The organism is Thiohalophilus sp. (genome assembly GCF_034521165.1).
GTDB lineage: Bacteria > Pseudomonadota > Gammaproteobacteria > UBA6429 > Thiohalophilaceae > Thiohalophilus.
Genome location: NZ_JAXHMV010000014.1, coordinates 135,658 through 153,160 on the forward strand (window position 1 = coordinate 135,658; position 17,503 = coordinate 153,160).

Annotated in this window: 20 protein-coding genes; 2 read left to right on the top strand and 18 right to left on the bottom strand. The window is 56.7% G+C overall.

The window, feature by feature from the left end:
* Positions 1-41: 41 nt before the first annotated feature.
* The 12 genes from recO to rpoE all read right to left on the bottom strand — a co-directional run bounded on the left by recO (position 42) and on the right by rpoE (position 9,975).
* Complete coding sequence (gene recO, locus U5K34_RS13935; RefSeq protein WP_322569006.1) at positions 42-770, bottom strand: DNA repair protein RecO; 729 nt, start codon at positions 768-770, stop codon at positions 42-44.
* A gap of 20 nt (positions 771-790) precedes the next feature.
* Entirely contained in the window at positions 791-1,690 is a 900-nt protein-coding gene (gene era, locus U5K34_RS13940; RefSeq protein ID WP_322569007.1) for a GTPase Era, read from the bottom strand.
* Entirely contained in the window at positions 1,683-2,366 is a 684-nt protein-coding gene (gene rnc / locus U5K34_RS13945; protein ID WP_322569008.1) for a ribonuclease III, read from the bottom strand. Before rnc ends, era begins: the two co-directional genes overlap by 8 nt.
* On the bottom strand, positions 2,366-2,731 hold the full coding sequence (locus U5K34_RS13950) for a DUF4845 domain-containing protein (RefSeq protein WP_322569009.1): 366 nt from the start codon (positions 2,729-2,731) through the stop codon (positions 2,366-2,368). The genes rnc and U5K34_RS13950 overlap by 1 nt, the downstream gene beginning before the upstream one ends.
* 45 nt (positions 2,732-2,776) lie before the next feature.
* A complete protein-coding gene (lepB, locus tag U5K34_RS13955; protein WP_322569010.1) occupies positions 2,777-3,586 on the bottom strand; it encodes a signal peptidase I in 810 nt (269 codons plus the stop codon).
* Positions 3,583-5,388, bottom strand: coding sequence for a translation elongation factor 4 (lepA, locus tag U5K34_RS13960; RefSeq protein ID WP_322569011.1), 1,806 nt, complete (start codon positions 5,386-5,388; stop codon positions 3,583-3,585). The genes lepB and lepA overlap by 4 nt, the downstream gene beginning before the upstream one ends.
* 173 nt (positions 5,389-5,561) lie before the next feature.
* Positions 5,562-5,810, bottom strand: a complete 249-nt coding sequence (locus U5K34_RS13965) for a glutaredoxin family protein (RefSeq protein ID WP_322569012.1) — start codon at positions 5,808-5,810, stop codon at positions 5,562-5,564.
* Positions 5,807-7,258: a DegQ family serine endoprotease gene (locus U5K34_RS13970; RefSeq protein ID WP_322569013.1), complete on the bottom strand. Its 1,452-nt coding sequence runs from the start codon at positions 7,256-7,258 to the stop codon at positions 5,807-5,809. Before U5K34_RS13970 ends, U5K34_RS13965 begins: the two co-directional genes overlap by 4 nt.
* Positions 7,259-7,341: 83 nt before the next feature.
* Positions 7,342-7,842, bottom strand: coding sequence for a SoxR reducing system RseC family protein (locus U5K34_RS13975; RefSeq protein WP_322569014.1), 501 nt, complete (start codon positions 7,840-7,842; stop codon positions 7,342-7,344).
* Positions 7,839-8,816, bottom strand: a complete 978-nt coding sequence (locus U5K34_RS13980) for a MucB/RseB C-terminal domain-containing protein (RefSeq protein ID WP_322569015.1) — start codon at positions 8,814-8,816, stop codon at positions 7,839-7,841. The genes U5K34_RS13975 and U5K34_RS13980 overlap by 4 nt, the downstream gene beginning before the upstream one ends.
* Positions 8,806-9,381, bottom strand: coding sequence for a sigma-E factor negative regulatory protein (locus U5K34_RS13985; RefSeq protein WP_322569016.1), 576 nt, complete (start codon positions 9,379-9,381; stop codon positions 8,806-8,808). Before U5K34_RS13985 ends, U5K34_RS13980 begins: the two co-directional genes overlap by 11 nt.
* Before the next feature lie 18 nt (positions 9,382-9,399).
* Complete coding sequence (gene rpoE, locus U5K34_RS13990) at positions 9,400-9,975, bottom strand: RNA polymerase sigma factor RpoE (RefSeq protein WP_322569017.1); 576 nt, start codon at positions 9,973-9,975, stop codon at positions 9,400-9,402.
* 227 nt (positions 9,976-10,202) lie between these two features.
* On the opposite strand from rpoE, the gene nadB reads away from it, so the two are divergent.
* Complete coding sequence (gene nadB / locus U5K34_RS13995) at positions 10,203-11,834, top strand: L-aspartate oxidase (RefSeq protein WP_322569018.1); 1,632 nt, start codon at positions 10,203-10,205, stop codon at positions 11,832-11,834.
* Positions 11,835-12,147: 313 nt separating this feature from the next.
* On the opposite strand, the gene U5K34_RS14000 is transcribed toward nadB, so the two are convergent.
* The 6 genes from U5K34_RS14000 to sdhC form a co-directional block, all read right to left on the bottom strand.
* The gene (locus tag U5K34_RS14000) at positions 12,148-12,612 is read right to left on the bottom strand and encodes a protein YgfX (protein WP_322569019.1); all 465 of its coding nucleotides are present in this window, start codon (positions 12,610-12,612) and stop codon (positions 12,148-12,150) included.
* Complete coding sequence (locus U5K34_RS14005) at positions 12,575-12,838, bottom strand: succinate dehydrogenase assembly factor 2 (protein WP_322569020.1); 264 nt, start codon at positions 12,836-12,838, stop codon at positions 12,575-12,577. The genes U5K34_RS14000 and U5K34_RS14005 overlap by 38 nt, the downstream gene beginning before the upstream one ends.
* Before the next feature lie 2 nt (positions 12,839-12,840).
* A complete protein-coding gene (locus U5K34_RS14010) occupies positions 12,841-13,533 on the bottom strand; it encodes a succinate dehydrogenase iron-sulfur subunit (protein ID WP_322569021.1) in 693 nt (230 codons plus the stop codon).
* A gap of 272 nt (positions 13,534-13,805) precedes the next feature.
* The gene (sdhA, locus tag U5K34_RS14015) at positions 13,806-15,566 is read right to left on the bottom strand and encodes a succinate dehydrogenase flavoprotein subunit (RefSeq protein ID WP_322569022.1); all 1,761 of its coding nucleotides are present in this window, start codon (positions 15,564-15,566) and stop codon (positions 13,806-13,808) included.
* A complete protein-coding gene (gene sdhD, locus U5K34_RS14020) occupies positions 15,563-15,904 on the bottom strand; it encodes a succinate dehydrogenase, hydrophobic membrane anchor protein (protein ID WP_322569023.1) in 342 nt (113 codons plus the stop codon). The genes sdhA and sdhD overlap by 4 nt, the downstream gene beginning before the upstream one ends.
* Positions 15,901-16,284, bottom strand: coding sequence for a succinate dehydrogenase, cytochrome b556 subunit (gene sdhC / locus U5K34_RS14025; RefSeq protein WP_322569024.1), 384 nt, complete (start codon positions 16,282-16,284; stop codon positions 15,901-15,903). Before sdhC ends, sdhD begins: the two co-directional genes overlap by 4 nt.
* Positions 16,285-16,418: 134 nt before the next feature.
* On the opposite strand from sdhC, the gene U5K34_RS14030 reads away from it, so the two are divergent.
* Positions 16,419-17,468 carry a folate-binding protein YgfZ gene (locus U5K34_RS14030; RefSeq protein WP_322569025.1) on the top strand — a complete coding sequence of 350 codons (1,050 nt, stop codon included), beginning with the start codon at positions 16,419-16,421 and terminating at the stop codon, positions 17,466-17,468.
* Positions 17,469-17,503 lie beyond the last annotated feature (35 nt).

A 17,503-nucleotide genomic window follows, 5' to 3' on the forward strand; every position in this document is an offset into this window, starting at 1 on the left:
TTGTTTACCTCGTTCGAAATCAGTTTCTAGTGACTAGTCACTTATAAATCACGACTTTGCCAGTAGAGCTCGCGGGATTTGAGCGGCCGGTTGTCCAGATGCTGGCTGAGCAAAAAGCGCATCAGGATCTTGGCTTCGCGCAATACCCGGGAGTCCTGATAGTCATTAGCGCGAATCGCCAGCAGGGTTTGACCGCTGATGACCGGATACTCTCGCTGCGAACTGTCAGGCTGTGCTATCGGTCCCTGCTCGGGATGATAACAATACTGGCTGTCGGCGTGCAGCGGTTCGCCGCTGTGGGCATCCTCCGCCAGTTGCAGGCCGTAACCCAGCTCTTCGAGCAATTCCCGCTCATAGCGTCGCAATACCGCCTCCTGGGGAACCGATTCGTCCCGCAGGCCCTGCAAGGCGCTCTCATAGCAGGCGAACAGTTCCGGGTGCGGGTCGTCGCGATGCAGCAGCCGCAGGATCAGCTCGTTCATGTAAAAGCCGCTGATAATCCGGCTGCCGGGCAACGAATAAGCCGTGCCTCCCGACTCCACGGCGGTCATCGTTCGCAGCTCGCCGTGTCCGGCCCAGGAAAACAACAACGGCACGAACGCTTCCAGGCGGGCACTGTTACGTGAGCGGCTGCCGCGCACCCCCCGGGCGACCAGCGAAACCCGACCGCCATCACGGGTAAAAATATCCAGCAAACTGCTGGTATCGCGATACGGCCGGCTATGCAGAATAAAGCCGTATTGCAACTGTTGACGATGTTCCGCCGGCATGGGCTTTGTTGACTCCGGGGTTAATCGTCGTCACGGTAGCCCAGACTGGACAGCGCCCGTTCGTCATCGGACCAGCCCGCCTTGACCTTGACCCACAATTCCAGATGAACCTTTTTATCAAACAGTTTCTGCATGTCCAGGCGTGCCTGTTGACCGACCTTTTTCAGGCGTTCACCTTTCTCGCCAATGACAATCGACTTCTGGTTGTCCCGCTCGACCCAGATCAGGGCGTGAATCCGGTTCAGTCGCTCCAGCTCCTCGAATTTTTCGATTTCGACGGTCGTGGCATAAGGCAGTTCCTGCCCCAGATTACGCATCAGTTTCTCGCGCACGATCTCGGCGGCCAGAAAACGGGCGCTGCGATCGGTCAGCTGATCTTCCGGATACCAGGGTTCGGACTGTTCCAGATGCCCGATGATTGTCTGTTCCAATTGAGGCAGATTACTGCCGGATTTGGCTGACAGCGGCACGACCTCGGCGAAATCGTATTTTTGTCCCAACGTTTGCAAATACGGCAATAACTGATCTTTTTGCTTGATACGATCGACCTTGTTGACGGCAAGAATGATCGGCGCGCGGGTATTTTTCAGCGCGGCCAGGACCATGTCGTCCTCGTCAGTCCATTTAAGGGCTTCTACGACAAACACAATGACCTGCACATCCTCCAGCACGCCACTGGCGGTACGGTTCATGAAGCGGTTCATCGCCTTTTTGGCCTGTTGATGGATACCCGGTGTATCCACATAGATGATCTGGGCCTGTTGCGTGGTTTTGATTCCAAGAATCCGATGGCGGGTGGTCTGGGGCTTGCGCGAGGTGATACTCAGTTTTTGCCCGATCAAATGGTTCATCAGGGTGGATTTACCCACATTGGGCCGCCCCACCAGCGCGACATAACCACAACGAAACGCTTCAGCCATGATCCTGCCCTGCCAGTGTCTGTAACATTTTATCGGCGGCAGCCTGCTCGGCCTTGCGCCGGCTGGTACCTTCACCGAGTATCGGCTCGTCGATTCCCGCAATACGGCAGGCAACGCGAAAACGCTGTGCATGCGCCTTGCCCTCTGTGGCAATCACCTCGTACTCGGGCAACTCGGTGCCACGCGCTTGCAAAAACTCCTGGAGTCGGGTCTTGGGATCTTTTTGCAGGGTCTGGGGATCAAGCCCGGTAATTTTGTCATGGAAGAAAGTCTGTACCAGCGCGCGGGCACTGTCGATACCGCTATCCAGATAGACCGCGCCAATAACGGCTTCAAAAGCATCGGCCAGAATCGAGCGGCGCCGATGGCCGCCGCTTTTTAATTCACCGGAGCCCAGTTGAAGGTATTCACCCAGTTCCAGCTCGGTCGCAATACTCGCGAGGGTTTCTCCCTTGACCAGACTGGCGCGCAACCGACTCAGCTGGCCCTCGCTGGCTTTCGGAAACTGGTTATACAGCTCGGTGCTGACGAGATAACCGAGAATCGCATCACCGAGAAACTCCATGCGCTCGTTGTTGCGGGAACCGAAGCTGCGATGGGTTAAGGCCCGCTCCAGTAATTCGGGTTGTTGAAACGCATAACCCAGTTTGCGACAGAGTTTATCCAGATGCGCCATTACCGTTTGGAAATCTCCGCACTTTTATTAAAACTCAGCACCAGATCGATATTACCAATAAAATCGCGACGCACCTCATACGCGATATCGATGTAATACGCATCCTTATCGGATTCCAGGTAGATTTCATCGCGACCGATATCCCTGATCATATTGATACTCAGGCGTTTGCTCAGTGTTTCCAGCACCTCAGCCGGAGATTTACGGCCCAGGCCCGGCTCCTCTTCCATATCAGACAGGACAGAGCCGACAGTCATGGAGTTCATATAAACCGGAATGACTTTCAGTCCCAGCAGTGTGAAAAAGGCAATCAGTGCCAGAACAAGAATCCAGCCCGGTCCGGACATCCCTTTTTGATATTGCATGTTATTCATCATTCCCTCCTCGCCACCTGTTATTATCTGCTCGGTTTATTCGATCACACTGCCAATGCGGCCCCAGTCCGGCATCTGGCATGCCAGGCGGGTCATGGCACTGAAGGTGCAGTTCCAGTTCATCCAGATCAGGAAGGCCTCGCCCACCAGGTTTTCCTCGGGAACAAATCCCCAGACCCGGCTGTCACGGCTGTTATCCCGATTGTCCCCCATTACAAAATAGTTCCCTTCGGGCACATTGACAACAAAATCGCGAGCCGAAGCGATGGTGTTCACCAGGACATCATGCTCGACATCACCCAGCGTCTCTGTATAGCGCAACGCCTGCGGGTAATTTTTGTAATACCCGTCCAACTTCTCCAGCGGGACCGGCTCGCCATTAATATAAAGCGACTTGTTATAATAGGCGACTTCGTCGCCCGGTACGCCGATAACGCGCTTGATATAATCGATATCCGGATTTTCGGGATAGCGAAAGACAATCACGTCACCACGCTCAGGATCGCCCAGATCAACAAAGCGTTGATGCCCGACCGGAAGACGCAGGCCATAGGCGAATTTATTAACCAGGATAAAATCCCCAACTTCCAGCGTCGGTAACATGGAACCGGAGGGAATCTTGAAAGGTTCGGCGACAAAACTGCGCAATACCAATACGATGAGCACGACCGGAAACAGAAAACGGGCGAATTCGACCAGATAGGGCTCATTGGTTTTCGATTCCCCCTCTGCTCCTTCGGCCTGTACCGGTTCACGACGTTTGGCAAAAAACCGGGCATCCACCAGCCAGATCACACCACTGATCACGGTAGCCAGCACCAGTAACAGTTCAAAATCAAAACTCATTTATCTTTCCCTACATTTAGCACCGCCAGAAAAGCTTCCTGCGGTATATCCACCTTGCCAACCTGCTTCATGCGTCGCTTGCCGGCTTTCTGTTTTTCTAACAACTTGCGTTTACGTGTTACATCCCCACCGTAACATTTGGCGGTGACATTCTTGCGCAACGCCTTGACGGTAGTTCGGGCAATAACCTTGGAGCCGATCGCCGCCTGGATTGCCACTTCGAACATCTGACGCGGAATGATTTCCTTCATCCGCTCGGCCAGATCCCGGCCCCGGTATTCAGCCTGATCGCGATGCACGATAATCGACAGGGCGTCGACCTTTTCAGCGTTAATCAGAATATCCAGTTTGACCAGATGGGACGGTTCAAAACGCAGCAATTCGTAATCCAGTGAAGCATAACCCCGGCTGACTGATTTGAGTCGATCGAAGAAATCGAGCACGATTTCATTCATTGGCAACTCGTATTCCAGCAGTATCTGGCTGCCCAGATATTGCATTTTCTTCTGTACCCCGCGCTTTTCGACGCACAGGGTGATCACATTACCGACATGCTCCTGGGGTACCAGGATCGAGGCGCGCACGATCGGCTCGCGAATCTCCTCGATATCGTTCAGCTCGGGCAGCTCGGACGGGTTTTCGATATTCAGCAGTTCACCGGATTGGGTCAGTACTTCATAGACCACCGAGGGTGCGGTGGTAATCAGATCCAGGTTGTATTCGCGCTCCAGGCGTTCCTGGACGATCTCCATGTGCAGCATGCCGAGGAAGCCGCAGCGAAACCCGAAGCCCAGTGCCTGGGAAGTCTCCGGCTCGTAATACAGGGCGGCATCGTTGAGTTTCAATTTGGACAGCGCCTCGCGCAGTCCCTCGTAGTCATCGCCTTCGACCGGAAACAGGCCGGCAAAGACCTGCGGCTGGATCGGTTTGAAACCCGGCAGCGGCGCGTCGGCCGGATTAACGGCGTCGGTGATGGTATCGCCGACCGGCGCCCCGTCGACCTCCTTGATACCGGCGATCATGAAGCCCACCTCACCGGCATGCAGTTGTTCGGTGTCGCGCTTTTTGGGGGTGAAAATCCCGACCCGGTCCACCTGGTGGTTGCGATCCGCCGCCATGATGCGAATCTTCTGCTTGCGCCGCAGGGTGCCCTGCTTGACCCGGATCAGCGAGACCACGCCCAGATAATTGTCGAACCAGGAGTCGATGATCAGTGCCTGCAGGGGCGCGTCCACATCGCCCTCGGGCGGCGGGATTAGATGCACGATCTCCTCCAGCAGCTCGCTCATCCCCTCTCCGGTTTTGGCCGAGACCCGGGCGGCGGTTTTGGCCTCGATGCCGATGATCTCCTCGATCTCCTGGATCACCCGATCCGGCTCGGCCGCCGGCAGATCGATTTTGTTAAGGATCGGGAGCACTTCGAGCCCCTGTTCGATGGCGGTGTAGCAGTTGGCGACGCTCTGGGCCTCGACCCCCTGGGAGGCATCGACCACCAGCAGCGCCCCTTCACAGGCGGCCAGCGAGCGCGAGACTTCGTAGGAGAAATCCACGTGCCCCGGCGTGTCGATAAAGTTCAACAGGTAGATCTTGCCGTCACGGGCGGTGTAATTGAGCGTCACGCTCTGCGCCTTGATGGTGATACCGCGTTCGCGCTCCAGGTCCATCGAATCGAGCACCTGCTCGCTCATCTCCCGCTCGGTCAGACCCTCGCACAGCTGGATAATCCGGTCCGCGACCGTGGATTTACCGTGATCGATATGGGCGATAATGGAAAAATTGCGTATCTGAGAGAGGTCGGTCACATTCCACCTTGAGTCATACTAAAAAGGCGCACAATTGCGCCTTTTTGAATCGGAGCGTCTGCATTAAAAATAACCACTGAAGCGCTGAATCCTGTGCTTCTGTGATCTGACACATCCCCGGGCAGGAATGTGTCAGAAGCTATCTTAATAGCAAAGCGGAATTGTAACCAATTTCAGGCCTGGCTGAAATACTGTTGGAGTTTGCTAAGCTCAAGAAAATAATGGCAAATTTCCGTCTCCCCGTGCATCAACACGGGGATCTGCTCGCCATAAGCGGCTTCCAGTGCCGGATCGTCGTCGATATCCACTGTTTGCAGGCTAAACGCGTAGTCCTTCTGCAGGGCCAGTAACTGGCCCTGCATCGCCTCGCACAGGTGGCAGCCGGTCCGCCGATACAGGGTTAATTGCAGCGGCGTACTCATTCCTCCAGGCGAATGGTCATAAACAGCGGCGCCTTGCCCCGCTGGACCAGCATGGGCAGCAGCTTGCCGCGGGGCAGATCCGCAACCAGTTTGGCGAACTGTTTGGCGCTGGTGACGTTTTTGTGATTGATCATCAAAATCACGTCTCCCTGGCGAATTTCCGCCTCGGCCGCCGGTCCCTCGTGGACTTCCTTGACCAGCACGCCGCGTTTGTCGCGAATCTCCAGTTGCTTGCGCTGTTCGCTGCTCAGATCTTCCAGCACCATACCCAGTGTCTCGGCAGCTTTGTCCGATTCGGATGGTCCGGAAGGCGCCACTGCGGCAAGCTCCTCTTCGGGGGGCAGCTCACCGATTTTGACCGTCAGATTGCGGCTCTTGCCTTCGCGAATAATCCTGACTTTGGCTTCCTCGCCCACCGGAAAGGAGGCCACGGCCAGTGGCAGGTCCGACTGACGATGAATCGTCTTACCGGCAAATTCGACTACCACATCGCCTTCCTTGAAGCCGGCCTCGGCCGCCGGACTGTCGGGCAGGACCCGCAGCACCACGGCACCCATCGGTTTTTTCATGCCGAAGGATTCGGCCAGTTCCTTGTTCACGTCCTGGATCAGGATACCCAGCCAGCCACGGCTGACACGTCCCTGGGTCTTGATTTGTTCGACCACATCCATGGCCACGTCGATCGGGATGGCGAAAGAGAGCCCCATGAAACCGCCAGAGCGGGTAAAGATCTGCGAGTTGATACCAACAACCTCGCCGTCCAGGTTAAACAGCGGACCACCCGAGTTACCGGGATTGATAGCCACATCGGTCTGAATAAACGGCACATAGTTTTCACTGGGCAGGTTACGATTAATGGCGCTGATCACCCCGACCGAAACCGAATGATCAAAACCGAACGGTGAGCCGATGGCCATGGCCCACTCACCGACCTTGAGCTCTTTCGAATTGCCGATGGTCACCACTGGCAAGTCGTTCGCCTCCACCTTGAGCAGGGCCATATCGCTGCGCTTGTCGCTGCCGACCACTTCGGCTTTTAACTCGCGCCGATCGCTCAGCCTCACGGTAATTTCCTCGGCATCCTTGACCACATGGTAATTGGTAACGATGTAACCGTCGGCGCTGATAATAAAACCGGAGCCCAGGGACTGGTTCTCGAACTCTCCCGGCGGGCCGGCACCGGGACCCTGTTCGCCAAAGAAACGCTCGAACAAATCCCCAAACGGTGAGCCTTCGGGAAACTCGGGAATATTAAAGCCCGGCGGCATACCATGCTCGCGGCTGATCTTCTGGGTCGTGCTGATGTTCACCACAGCCGGACTGTTTTTTTCCACCAGCTCGGTGAAATCAGGCAATTTGCTGTTACCGCCCAGCAGGGCCTGCGAGGGCGCGGCAAAAAATGCCAGGACCAGAAACAGACTTAACCAGTTAACAATACGTACTTTCATCAAAACCTCTTGCTTGAATCACGGATCCTTTAATTTACGGATACTTTAATTTACGGAGCCTTTAATCGACAGAACTTTAAACTCTATGGTTCGGGTGTAACTGCATGGATGGAACTTGCCGCGGTTAATCCGGACGACGGCAGGCGTTGCAGAATGACCGGTTGATAACGACTGTCGTTGGCGATACGGCGGTTAAACGCGCGCAGCCAGACAATCGCCAGCAGCATACCAATGACCGCAAACAGGATCGAGACCCCTTCCACGGCGCTGATCATCAATTGTTCGGCCAGCACCTTGCCGGTAACGGCAAACAGAAACAGGCTCAGCAGCGGTACCAGATAAACAGCCAGTGATCCGCTCAACATGGCCGACTCGTGCAGACCAATCACCACGGTCTCGCCTTCCCGGGCCTGGACCGAATTCAATACACGCATATGACTGGCTTTTTGCCCGACTACACTGGCCAGTACGGCGGTACCGCAACCCTTGTTGACCTGGCACTGTCCACAGGCCGTTTTACGCTGAGCCTTAACCCAGGCCTGTTCCCCTTCGCAACGGGTAACAATGGCGGTTTCCTCGATCATGGCGACTCCCGGTAGTGAACCGACTCACCAATCATTTTGACCGTGGCCTGCGGAACCTCGCCGACGACGGTCACATGATAGCCGTTCAGATTGCGGCCATGGGCATTGACCGCGCCCATGTGCGATCCGCCGAACAGGTTATCGCCGCTCTTGTTATCGTCCTTTTCGATGAACACCGACACCGAGGCCAGGCCGTCAGAGTAAACCCGGTGTTCGACCGGCATCACACTGTTCGGAATGCGGTGCATGCGCGACATATCCTGTTTAAAGCCCGGCGGTAACGTCGCGATATGCCAGGCCGAAGCCTGTTCGGCTTCATCGGACTGCGTATTGCCACTCGCCTCGTACCAGGTAAAATCTTCCTTGTTGATATCCGGCTCCAGCGCATCTTCGGGAACATCATCCAGAAAGATGATCTGGGTAAACATAAACTGCTCAACCGGCTTGTTGTTTTCGTTGAGCAAATTGGTTTTAAGCAACAGGCCGGTTTTTTCATGCACCCACAGGAGATGGCCGTAACGCAGGTTATCCCGGGGTTCGATCAGAATCTTTTGGGTCGGCTCACCCGCCACCTTGTCCTTGCCGGCCAGCGATAAACGGTAATGGTCGTTCAGCTCGCCAACCTTGACGGGGAATATCGGTGGGTATTTGGCCCGGGGGCGGCTTTTTTCCACCATGACCGACTGACTGTCCGGGTAGATACAGATCACCCGATCACCGTCGCGTAGCACCTCGCGCCCCGTGCCATCCATGGAAATCAGGCGTTCACGCTCACCGGCTTCGCTGACACTGTGGATAATACGGATCGAACTGAGCTGATCCTGCTGACCGTAGACGAAGGTACCTTCGTAATTGAGCATGTGCGCAGCCTGATGCATTTTCTCCAGCCAGGGCTCCACCTCGGCGATATCCGATGCCCAGGCCTGCAGGGAGAGGCCGGCACCGAACAGTACCGTCGCCAGTTTATTTCTCATCGGCACCGGCAACACGTTGCGACGGGGTCACGCTGACAATGCGCATGTACGGCAGCATGCCCTGCATGCGCGATGAAATAGAATACTCGTTATGGTTGATCAGATAGCTACTGAGCTTGGATTGCACTTCGCTGTCAATCGGCTGTTGCGCCCGGGCCGGGTTGCCGTTCACCGCCCGGTAGTCGTCACTGCCGGTCTGAGCACTGGCGATGGACGGTTGTGCCGACGGGGTATCACCCGGGTTGCCTTGCTGGACGGTCAGGACCGCCACCGTTGCGACCGTGGCGGCAATGGCCAGGCCGGCCACCTGGCGACGAAGCCCCTGTCCAAAACGCCGGGCAACCGGGCGCAGTACGACAGGTTCTTCCTGCAGGGCCGCGCTGACGCGATCGGCAAAATCCGGGGAAGGAACGGTCTGACTGTGTCCCGACAGAACATCCCGAATCAGATGATACCGGGTCCAGCGGGTGCGGGCCTCGCTGTCCTGTTTGAGTGACTCGAGCACCTGCGGATGATATTCATCATCCATGAATGCCGAAAGTTTTTCATCGCTGTTATTGCTCATACCACCACCACATTACAATTAACCGAGTAACGGTTTCAATTTTTTGTCCACTGCCTCACGGGCGCGAAAAATGCGCGACCGCACGGTCCCAATCGGACAATCCATTGCCTCGGCTATTTCTTCGTAGCTCATGCCCTCCAGTTCGCGCAGGGTAATCGCTGTCTTCAAATCATCCGGCAGATCGTCAATGGCGCGGCCGATAACCTGCTGGATCTCGTCCCTGAGCGCCATCTTCTCCGGTGTTGCATACTCCTTTAGACCGGATTCCCCCTCGTAATGTTCCGCATCACTGGCCTCGATATCATACGCCGGCGGGCGTCGATCCTGGGCAACAAGAAAATTCTTGGCGGTATTGATCGCAATCCGATAGATCCAGGTATAAAACGCACTGTCCCCCCGAAACCGTGGCAGCGCCCTATAGGCCTTGATGAAGGTTTCCTGCGCGAGATCCTCGAGCTCGGCCTGATTGCGCACATAGCGGGACAAAACTTTCATTACCCGCTGCTGGTATTTCATTACCAGTGCGTCGAAAGCTTTTTTATCCCCGGCCTGTACGCGTTCAACAAGCAGCTGGTCCGTTGTCTTACCGCCCATTCGGGCTACTTCCCCTTTAAATTTGGGCCAAGCCACCCGAATACTCCCCCTATGACCGCAATCTTGTGGGAGAGTTCGCCTGGCCGCCGGTTTTCTGGTTATATTGCCCGTTTCCGCAATTGTGACATTTCGCGCCACAATCCGTACAATTCTAATCTTATCTGGCCGAGATGAGAAATCTCCCGGCATTTACAATCGCAAGCGGACAACCAGGCTCGACATCATTCATGCAGATTACATCCGACGTGCTTGTTATCGGTGGCGGTGCCGCCGGCCTCAGTCTGGCGTTGCGACTGGCTGACGATTACTCAGTTTCGCTGGTCGCAAAAGGCATACTAAAAGAAGGGTCTACCTTCTACGCCCAGGGCGGCGTCGCGGCGGTGCTCGGCCCGGATGACAGCCTGGAATCCCATATTGAGGACACCCTGGAGGCCGGCGGCGGTCTGTGCAATGAACAGGTGGTCCGTTTTACCGTCCAGCACGGTGCGGAAAACATCCAGTGGCTGATCGACAAGGGCCTCGCCTTCACCCGGGACGACAAACAGCCGGATGAATATCATCTGACCCGCGAAGGGGGCCACTCCCATCGGCGCGTGATCCATGCCACCGACGCCACCGGCAAGGCGATCGAGACCACGCTGGAAAAGGAAGTTCGCCGGCACCCCAATATCAGCCTCTATGAGAACCATATTGCGGTGGATCTCATCACCGGGGCCAAGCTGGGCATGGAGCATAACCGCTGCCTGGGCGCCTACATCCTGGATCGCACCGCCGACAGGGTGCGGGTCTTTCGGGCCAACCAGACCGTGCTGGCCACCGGCGGTGCCAGCAAGGTCTATCTGTATACCAGTAACCCCGATACCTCCACCGGCGACGGCATTGCCATGGCGTGGCGCGCCGGCTGCCGGGTCGCCAACATGGAATTCAACCAGTTTCACCCCACCTGCCTTTATCATCCGCATGCCAAATCGTTTCTGATCACCGAGGCGATCCGGGGCGAAGGCGGGAAACTGAAACTGCCCGATGGCAGTACCTTCATGGAAAAATTCGATAGCCGCGCCGAGCTGGCGCCACGGGATATCGTGGCCCGCGCCATCGACCATGAAATGAAACGCCTCGGCGCCGACTGCCTCTATCTGGATATCAGCCACAAGCCGGCTGACTTTATTCAGCAGCATTTCCCGACGGTCTATCAGCGTTGCCTGGACTTTGGCTACGACATGACCCGCGAGCCGATTCCGGTGGTACCGGCCGCGCATTATACCTGCGGTGGCATCATGACCGATCTCAACGGCAAAACCGATCTGGACGGTCTTTATGCTATTGGCGAAACCGCTTTCACCGGTTTGCATGGCGCCAATCGCATGGCCAGCAACTCCCTGCTCGAGTGCCTGGTCTTTGCCCAGGCCGCCAACCTGCATATTCGCCGACAAAAAGCCGAAAACGATGCCGCAGAGGTCGCTATCCCGGACTGGGACGAAAGCCGGGTCACCGATTCGGACGAGGAAGTGGTCGTCACCCATAACTGGGACGAACTGCGTCGCTTCATGTGGGACTACGTCGGCATCGTGCGCAGCAACAAACGCCTGCAACGGGCCGAGCACCGTGTGCAACTGCTGCTATCGGAAATTGATGAATACTACGGTAATTTCCGCGTCACCAATGACCTGCTCGAGCTGCGCAACCTGACGCTGATCGCCTGCCTGATCATCCGCTCCGCCATGGCCCGTCACGAAAGCCGTGGCCTGCATTACAACATCGACTACCCCGAACGTAACGACAGCCAGCCGCCACAGAACACCATATTGCAACCCAACCATCAACTCACCGCCACCTCGGCAATGGCGCAGGCGGAATGAAAAAGTGCTGAGTACTTAGTGCTTAGTGCTTAGTGCTTAGTGCTTAGTCCTTAGTCCTTAGTCCTTAGTCCTTAGTCCTTAGTCCTTAGTCCTTAGTCCTTAGTCCTTAGCAGGGGGCGTCACGCAGGCTAACGCCAGCATGACCTACGCTACTATTTTACCACGAAGACACGAAGTCTCGAAGTAGATTAGTTTTCCTTCGTGTCTTCGCGTCTTCGTGGTGAGGTTTTATAAACATCAAATATCACGCAGGCTATCGCCAGTGTGATCTACGCTACTTAGTCCTTAGTGCTTAGTACTCAGCACTCAGTACTCAGTACTCAGTACTTGGCCCCTGCCCGAAGGGTCTGGCATAACGCAGCCTGAGCCACAGGAGGTGCCATTGTTCTTCAGTCAGACTGTCGGGTAAGAGTACGATATAAAGTCGTCGTCCGTTTACAGGCTGCAAGTGCAGAATAATCAAGCCGCGCGTAATGTAGGTAGACGGCAGCAGTGACAGATCCGGCCAATGCTGCTCGTCCACCTGGTAGTCCCATGCGCCATCGGTCCGCCAGATCAGGCGTGTTGTTCGCCGACTGTCCCGGTAATGGCGCCACACCTGCCACAGCAGACTTGCCACCACCGCCGCGAGCAACACAAAGCGCAGGCCCGCCGACAGGGTCAGCGGCTGCAACAGCGCCATAGCGGCCAGGATATGCAGGACGACCAGATAAATCAGTAAATAGCGGGAAGGTCTCGGCTCAAGTTCCAGCCGACGTTCGAATCTGTTCTGCCACATGCGCCACATCCTTGTCGTGCGGGACACCGTGCCCCATCAAAAACGCCAGTAATTGCTGATCCGGATACGCCAGCAAGGTCAGCAGGGACGTCTTTTCCCGATCACTTAACTGGTCGTAATGCTGCTCGACAAACGGTAATAACAACAAATCCAGTTCCAGCATGCCGCGCCGGCATTGCCAGAGAACGCGAGCCCGATCGACCTGACCGGCTTCGGCCTCCGGCATGCTCAGAACATCTCCTTGACCATCAGTTTTTTGATGTTGTTAATCGCCTCGGTCGGATTGAGTCCCTTGGGGCAGACGTTGACGCAATTCATGATGGTATGGCAACGAAACAACCGGTACGGCCCGTCCAGTTCCTCGAGCCGTTGTGCCATGGCCTGATCACGGCTGTCCGCCATGAAACGATAAGCCTGTAACAGGGCCGCGGGCCCCCGGAACTTGTCCGGATTCCACCAGAACGAAGGACATTGCGTGGTACAGCAACCGCACAGAATACATTCGTACAGACCGTCGAGTTTCTCCCGCTCCTGCGGCGTTTGCCGGTATTCGACTTCCGGTTCAGGATCATCGACGATGAGATACGGCTTGACTGCACGGTAGTGCTCGAAAAACTGATCCATGTCGACCACCAGGTCCCGAATCACCGGCATCCCGGGTACCGGCCGTACCACGACCGGCTCTTTTAATTCCGCTACCGGCGTCAGACACCCCAGCGCATTGGTGCCGTTGATATTCAGCGCATCCGAACCACACACCCCTTCGCCGCAGGAATGGCGAAATACCAGCGTCTCGTCCTGTTCCTTGATCTTGAGCAGCGCATCCCGCAGCATCATCCCCGGCCGGGTCTCCAGCTCGTACTCCTGCATCCAGGGCTTCTGGCCACTTTCCGGATCGTATCGATAAATTTGAAATCGCATCTTGTCCGCTCGTCAGGGTTATTGCTACGTTAATGGTATAACTCTAGCCTGGTCTTTCTCACTTTTTAAGAAGGGCCGAGGGACGAGTGACGAGGTTTTGTATCCCCTCCCCCTAACCCCCTCCCTATGGGAGGGGGATTGATCGTGCCGATAGCGAGATCATTCCCTCCCCTACAAGGGGAGGGATAGGGAGGGGTGATATAAAATCAGTCCCGACAAATCCAGCCTCGTCCCTATTCCTAGCCCCTGCCCCCTGGTACCTAGCACCTGATTTAGTAGACCCGCGCCTTCGGCGGAAACGACTCCACGGTCATCGGCTTTAATGTCACCGGCTTGTAATCCAGACGATGCTGTTCCTTATAGTATAGCGAGTGTTTCAACCAGCGTTGATCGTCGCGATCGGGATAATCCATCCGCGAATGGGCACCGCGGCTTTCCCGCCGACCCAGTGCCGAGCTGACCGTGGCGATGGCAATGTCCATCAGGTTTTCCAGCTCCAGCGCCTCGATCCGGGCGGTATTGAAAATCTTGCTGTGGTCCTTCAAACGCACGTCCTGCATTCGCTGCTCGAGTCCCAGTACCTTGTCGAGCCCCTGTTGCAGAATCTCTTCGCTGCGAAATACACCGCAATAGTTTTCCATGGTGCTCTGTAATTCCCTTTTCAAAGCGGGAACCGATTCCCCCTCGCCTTTTTGTTCCCAACGCTGCAAGTGCGCCATCGCCTGCTCCACACTCTCCTGCGGCAGTGGCCGGTGGTACCGGTTGTCGTTCAGGTATTCGATGATGTCGTTGCCGGCGGCACGGCCGAAGACCACGATGTCCAGCAGGGAGTTGCCACCCAGTCGGTTGGCACCGTGCACCGAGACACAGGCGCATTCGCCCGCGGCATACAGTCCCGGGATCGATTCCTGGCCCTGTTCCACCGGCACCACCACCCGGCCGTGACGATCGGTCGGAATCCCGCCCATGGTGTAATGGGCGGTGGGAAAGACCGGAATCGATTCCTCGGCCGGGTCGATATGCAGAAAGGTTTTCACCGTATCGCAAATGCCCGGCAGGCGTTTATATAGCACGTCGCGGCCGAGGTGATCGAGCTTGAGCATGACGTGATCGCGATTGTCACCACAGCCACGGCCTTCGCGCACTTCGGTGGCAATCGCCCGGCTGACCACGTCGCGACTGGCCAGATCCCGGGCATGCGGCGCGTAGCGTTCCATAAAGCGCTCGCCGTCCCGGTTTGTCAGATAACCGCCCTCGCCGCGCGCGCCTTCGGTAATCAACATCCCCCGTCCGGCAATACCGGTCGGATGAAACTGGAAAAACTCCATATCCTGCAACGGAATGCCGGCACGTAGCGCCATCGCCAGTCCGTCACCGGTATTGATATGGGCATTGGTGTTGGTACGAAACAGCTGGCCGGCGCCGCCGGTGGCCAGCAGCGTGGTCTTGGCCTCGATCAGCAACGGCTCGCCAGTTTCAATCTCCAGCACCAGGGCACCGAGAATGAAGCCTTCTTCGTCCTTGATCAGATCGATCGCAAAGTACTCGTCAAAGAAATGGGTTTTGGCACGAATGTTCTGCTGATAGAGCGTATGCAAAATGGCATGGCCGGTGCGATCCGCCGCCGCACAGGTGCGTGCGGCCTGATCGCCGCCGAAGTTCTGACTCTGCCCGCCAAAGGGACGTTGATAGATCTTGCCGTTGTCCAGCCGGCTGAAGGGTACGCCGGCATGTTCCAGCTCCACCACCAGATTCGAGGCCGAACGGCACATATATTCGATGGCATCCTGATCACCGAGATAATCGCTGCCCTTGACGGTGTCGTACATGTGCCAGTGCCAGCTGTCGGGCAAGACATTGGCCAGTGCCGCATTCATACCCCCCTGGGCGGCCACGGTGTGCGAACGGGTCGGAAACACCTTGGAGACGACCGCCACACTGGCTTCGGCACGCGCAAGCTGCAGTGCGGCCCGCAGGCCACCGCCACCGGCTCCGATAACCAGGGTATCGAATTGTCGTTTGGCAATCGTCATACCGCCACCACCGAAATCAAAATCCACATCGACCAGATACCCAGCACCAGGAACATTAATAAAAGGATCACCAGAATCGCAAACCGCAATACCAGCGAATGAATATAATCGACCAGAATGTCGCGCACACCGACACCGGCATGAAACAGCACCGCCATCACGAACAGCGCCGTCGCGATATTCACCGGTAGATAAGCCAGCAACGATCGCCACTGTTCGTAATCCAGCGGACCGCCCAGCAGGTAGGCCACCCCTGCCACGATGACAAACAGGGCAATATAGATTGAAGTCAGGCGTTGCCAGAGCCAGGCCCGCAAGCCCTGCGCATGCAAACTCACAGGAACACTCCCGACACTAATAGTATGAGTATGAGCAGGGCCAGAGCCGCCACACTCCAGGCACTGGCACGCGCGGGAGGCAAACGAATACCGATATCAAGATCCAGCAGCAAAAAGCGGATCCCGGACAACAGATGGGATAACAGCGCCCAGAGTATCAGGACCATGGCCACACTGCCCCAGCCTGACTCCAACAGGGCAATGACCTGTTCAAAGCCCGGTTCACTTTGTAGCGAATACGCGAAAAGAAACACGACCAACGGCAGGGAGATCACCAGCAAGGCGCCGCTGACGCGATGGGCGAAGGAGACAACCCCGGTGACAGGCAAATGAATCCGGAACAGGTTAAGGAATTTTGGCCGCACGTTTTTTGTTGTCATTGTTTCCAGTCTAGCCGTTTCAGCGCCGACGTCCAGCCGGATGCTGCAGGTGTTAACAACTTACGAGAATCGCACAATCAATGTTACTATCAATCATCTGTCGACACATATCAAGCGGCGAGAATGGTCAAGTTATGAACAGTGAATGGCAAACGTTTTTACAACAGCAACAGGCAACCCTCGAGGGCGATCGGGTCATCGATTTCGGTGATGCGGCGCAGGAACGCCAGGCGGTCGAATCTGGCACTGTGCTTGCCGATCTCTCCCACCTGGGCCTGATCGCGGCCGACGGGAGCGACACCGAAACATTCCTGCAGGGACAGTTCACCAATGATGTCCAGCAGGTCACAGCGCAACAGAGTCAGTTGACCGCCTACTGTAATCCCAAGGGCCGCATGCTCGCCAGCATGCGTCTGTTCCGCCGTGAGGATCGCTATTTTTTGAGCCTGCCCCGAGGCGTCCTGGAGCCGACCCTCAAACGCCTGCGCATGTTCGTCCTGCGCAGCAACGTGACCCTGGACGATGCCAGTGACGAACTGGCCCGCTTCGGTCTGGCCGGCCCCGATGCCGAAAAACTCCTTGGCGCCCAACTGCCGGCCCTGCCCGGCGCCGTCGATGAGGTCGTCCAGCACGCACAGCTGAGCGTGATCCGCATCCCCGGCCCGCCGGCCCGGTTTGAAATCCACGGTCCGGCCAGTGATCTGACGAGGTTGTGGCAGGCGTTACAATCCGGCGCCACGCCGGTCGGCTACCCCGCCTGGAGCTGGCTGGATACCGTGGCCGGGGTCCCCAGCGTCGTGCCCGAAACCGTCGAGACCTTTGTGCCGCAAATGGCCAATCTGCACAGCCTGGGCGGCATCAGTTTCACCAAGGGCTGCTATACCGGCCAGGAAGTGGTGGCCCGCATGCACTACCTGGGCAAACTCAAACGGCGCATGTACCGGGCCCATGTCGACATCGACACGCCCCCAGCCCCCGGCGAGCCACTCTATAATGCCGGCACGGGGACCGATAACAGTGCCGGTAAAGTGGTTCTGGCGCAGCCCGCGCCACAGGGCGGGGTGGATTTGCTGGCAGTATTGCAAATCAGCAGCGTCGAGGCCGGCCCGCTCCATCTCGGGCAACCCGACGGCCCCCTGCTGAACCTGCTCGATCTACCCTACGAAGTTGCCAACGAAGCCTGAGGCGCCAGCCTGAACGGCGCCGATTAAACTTAAGT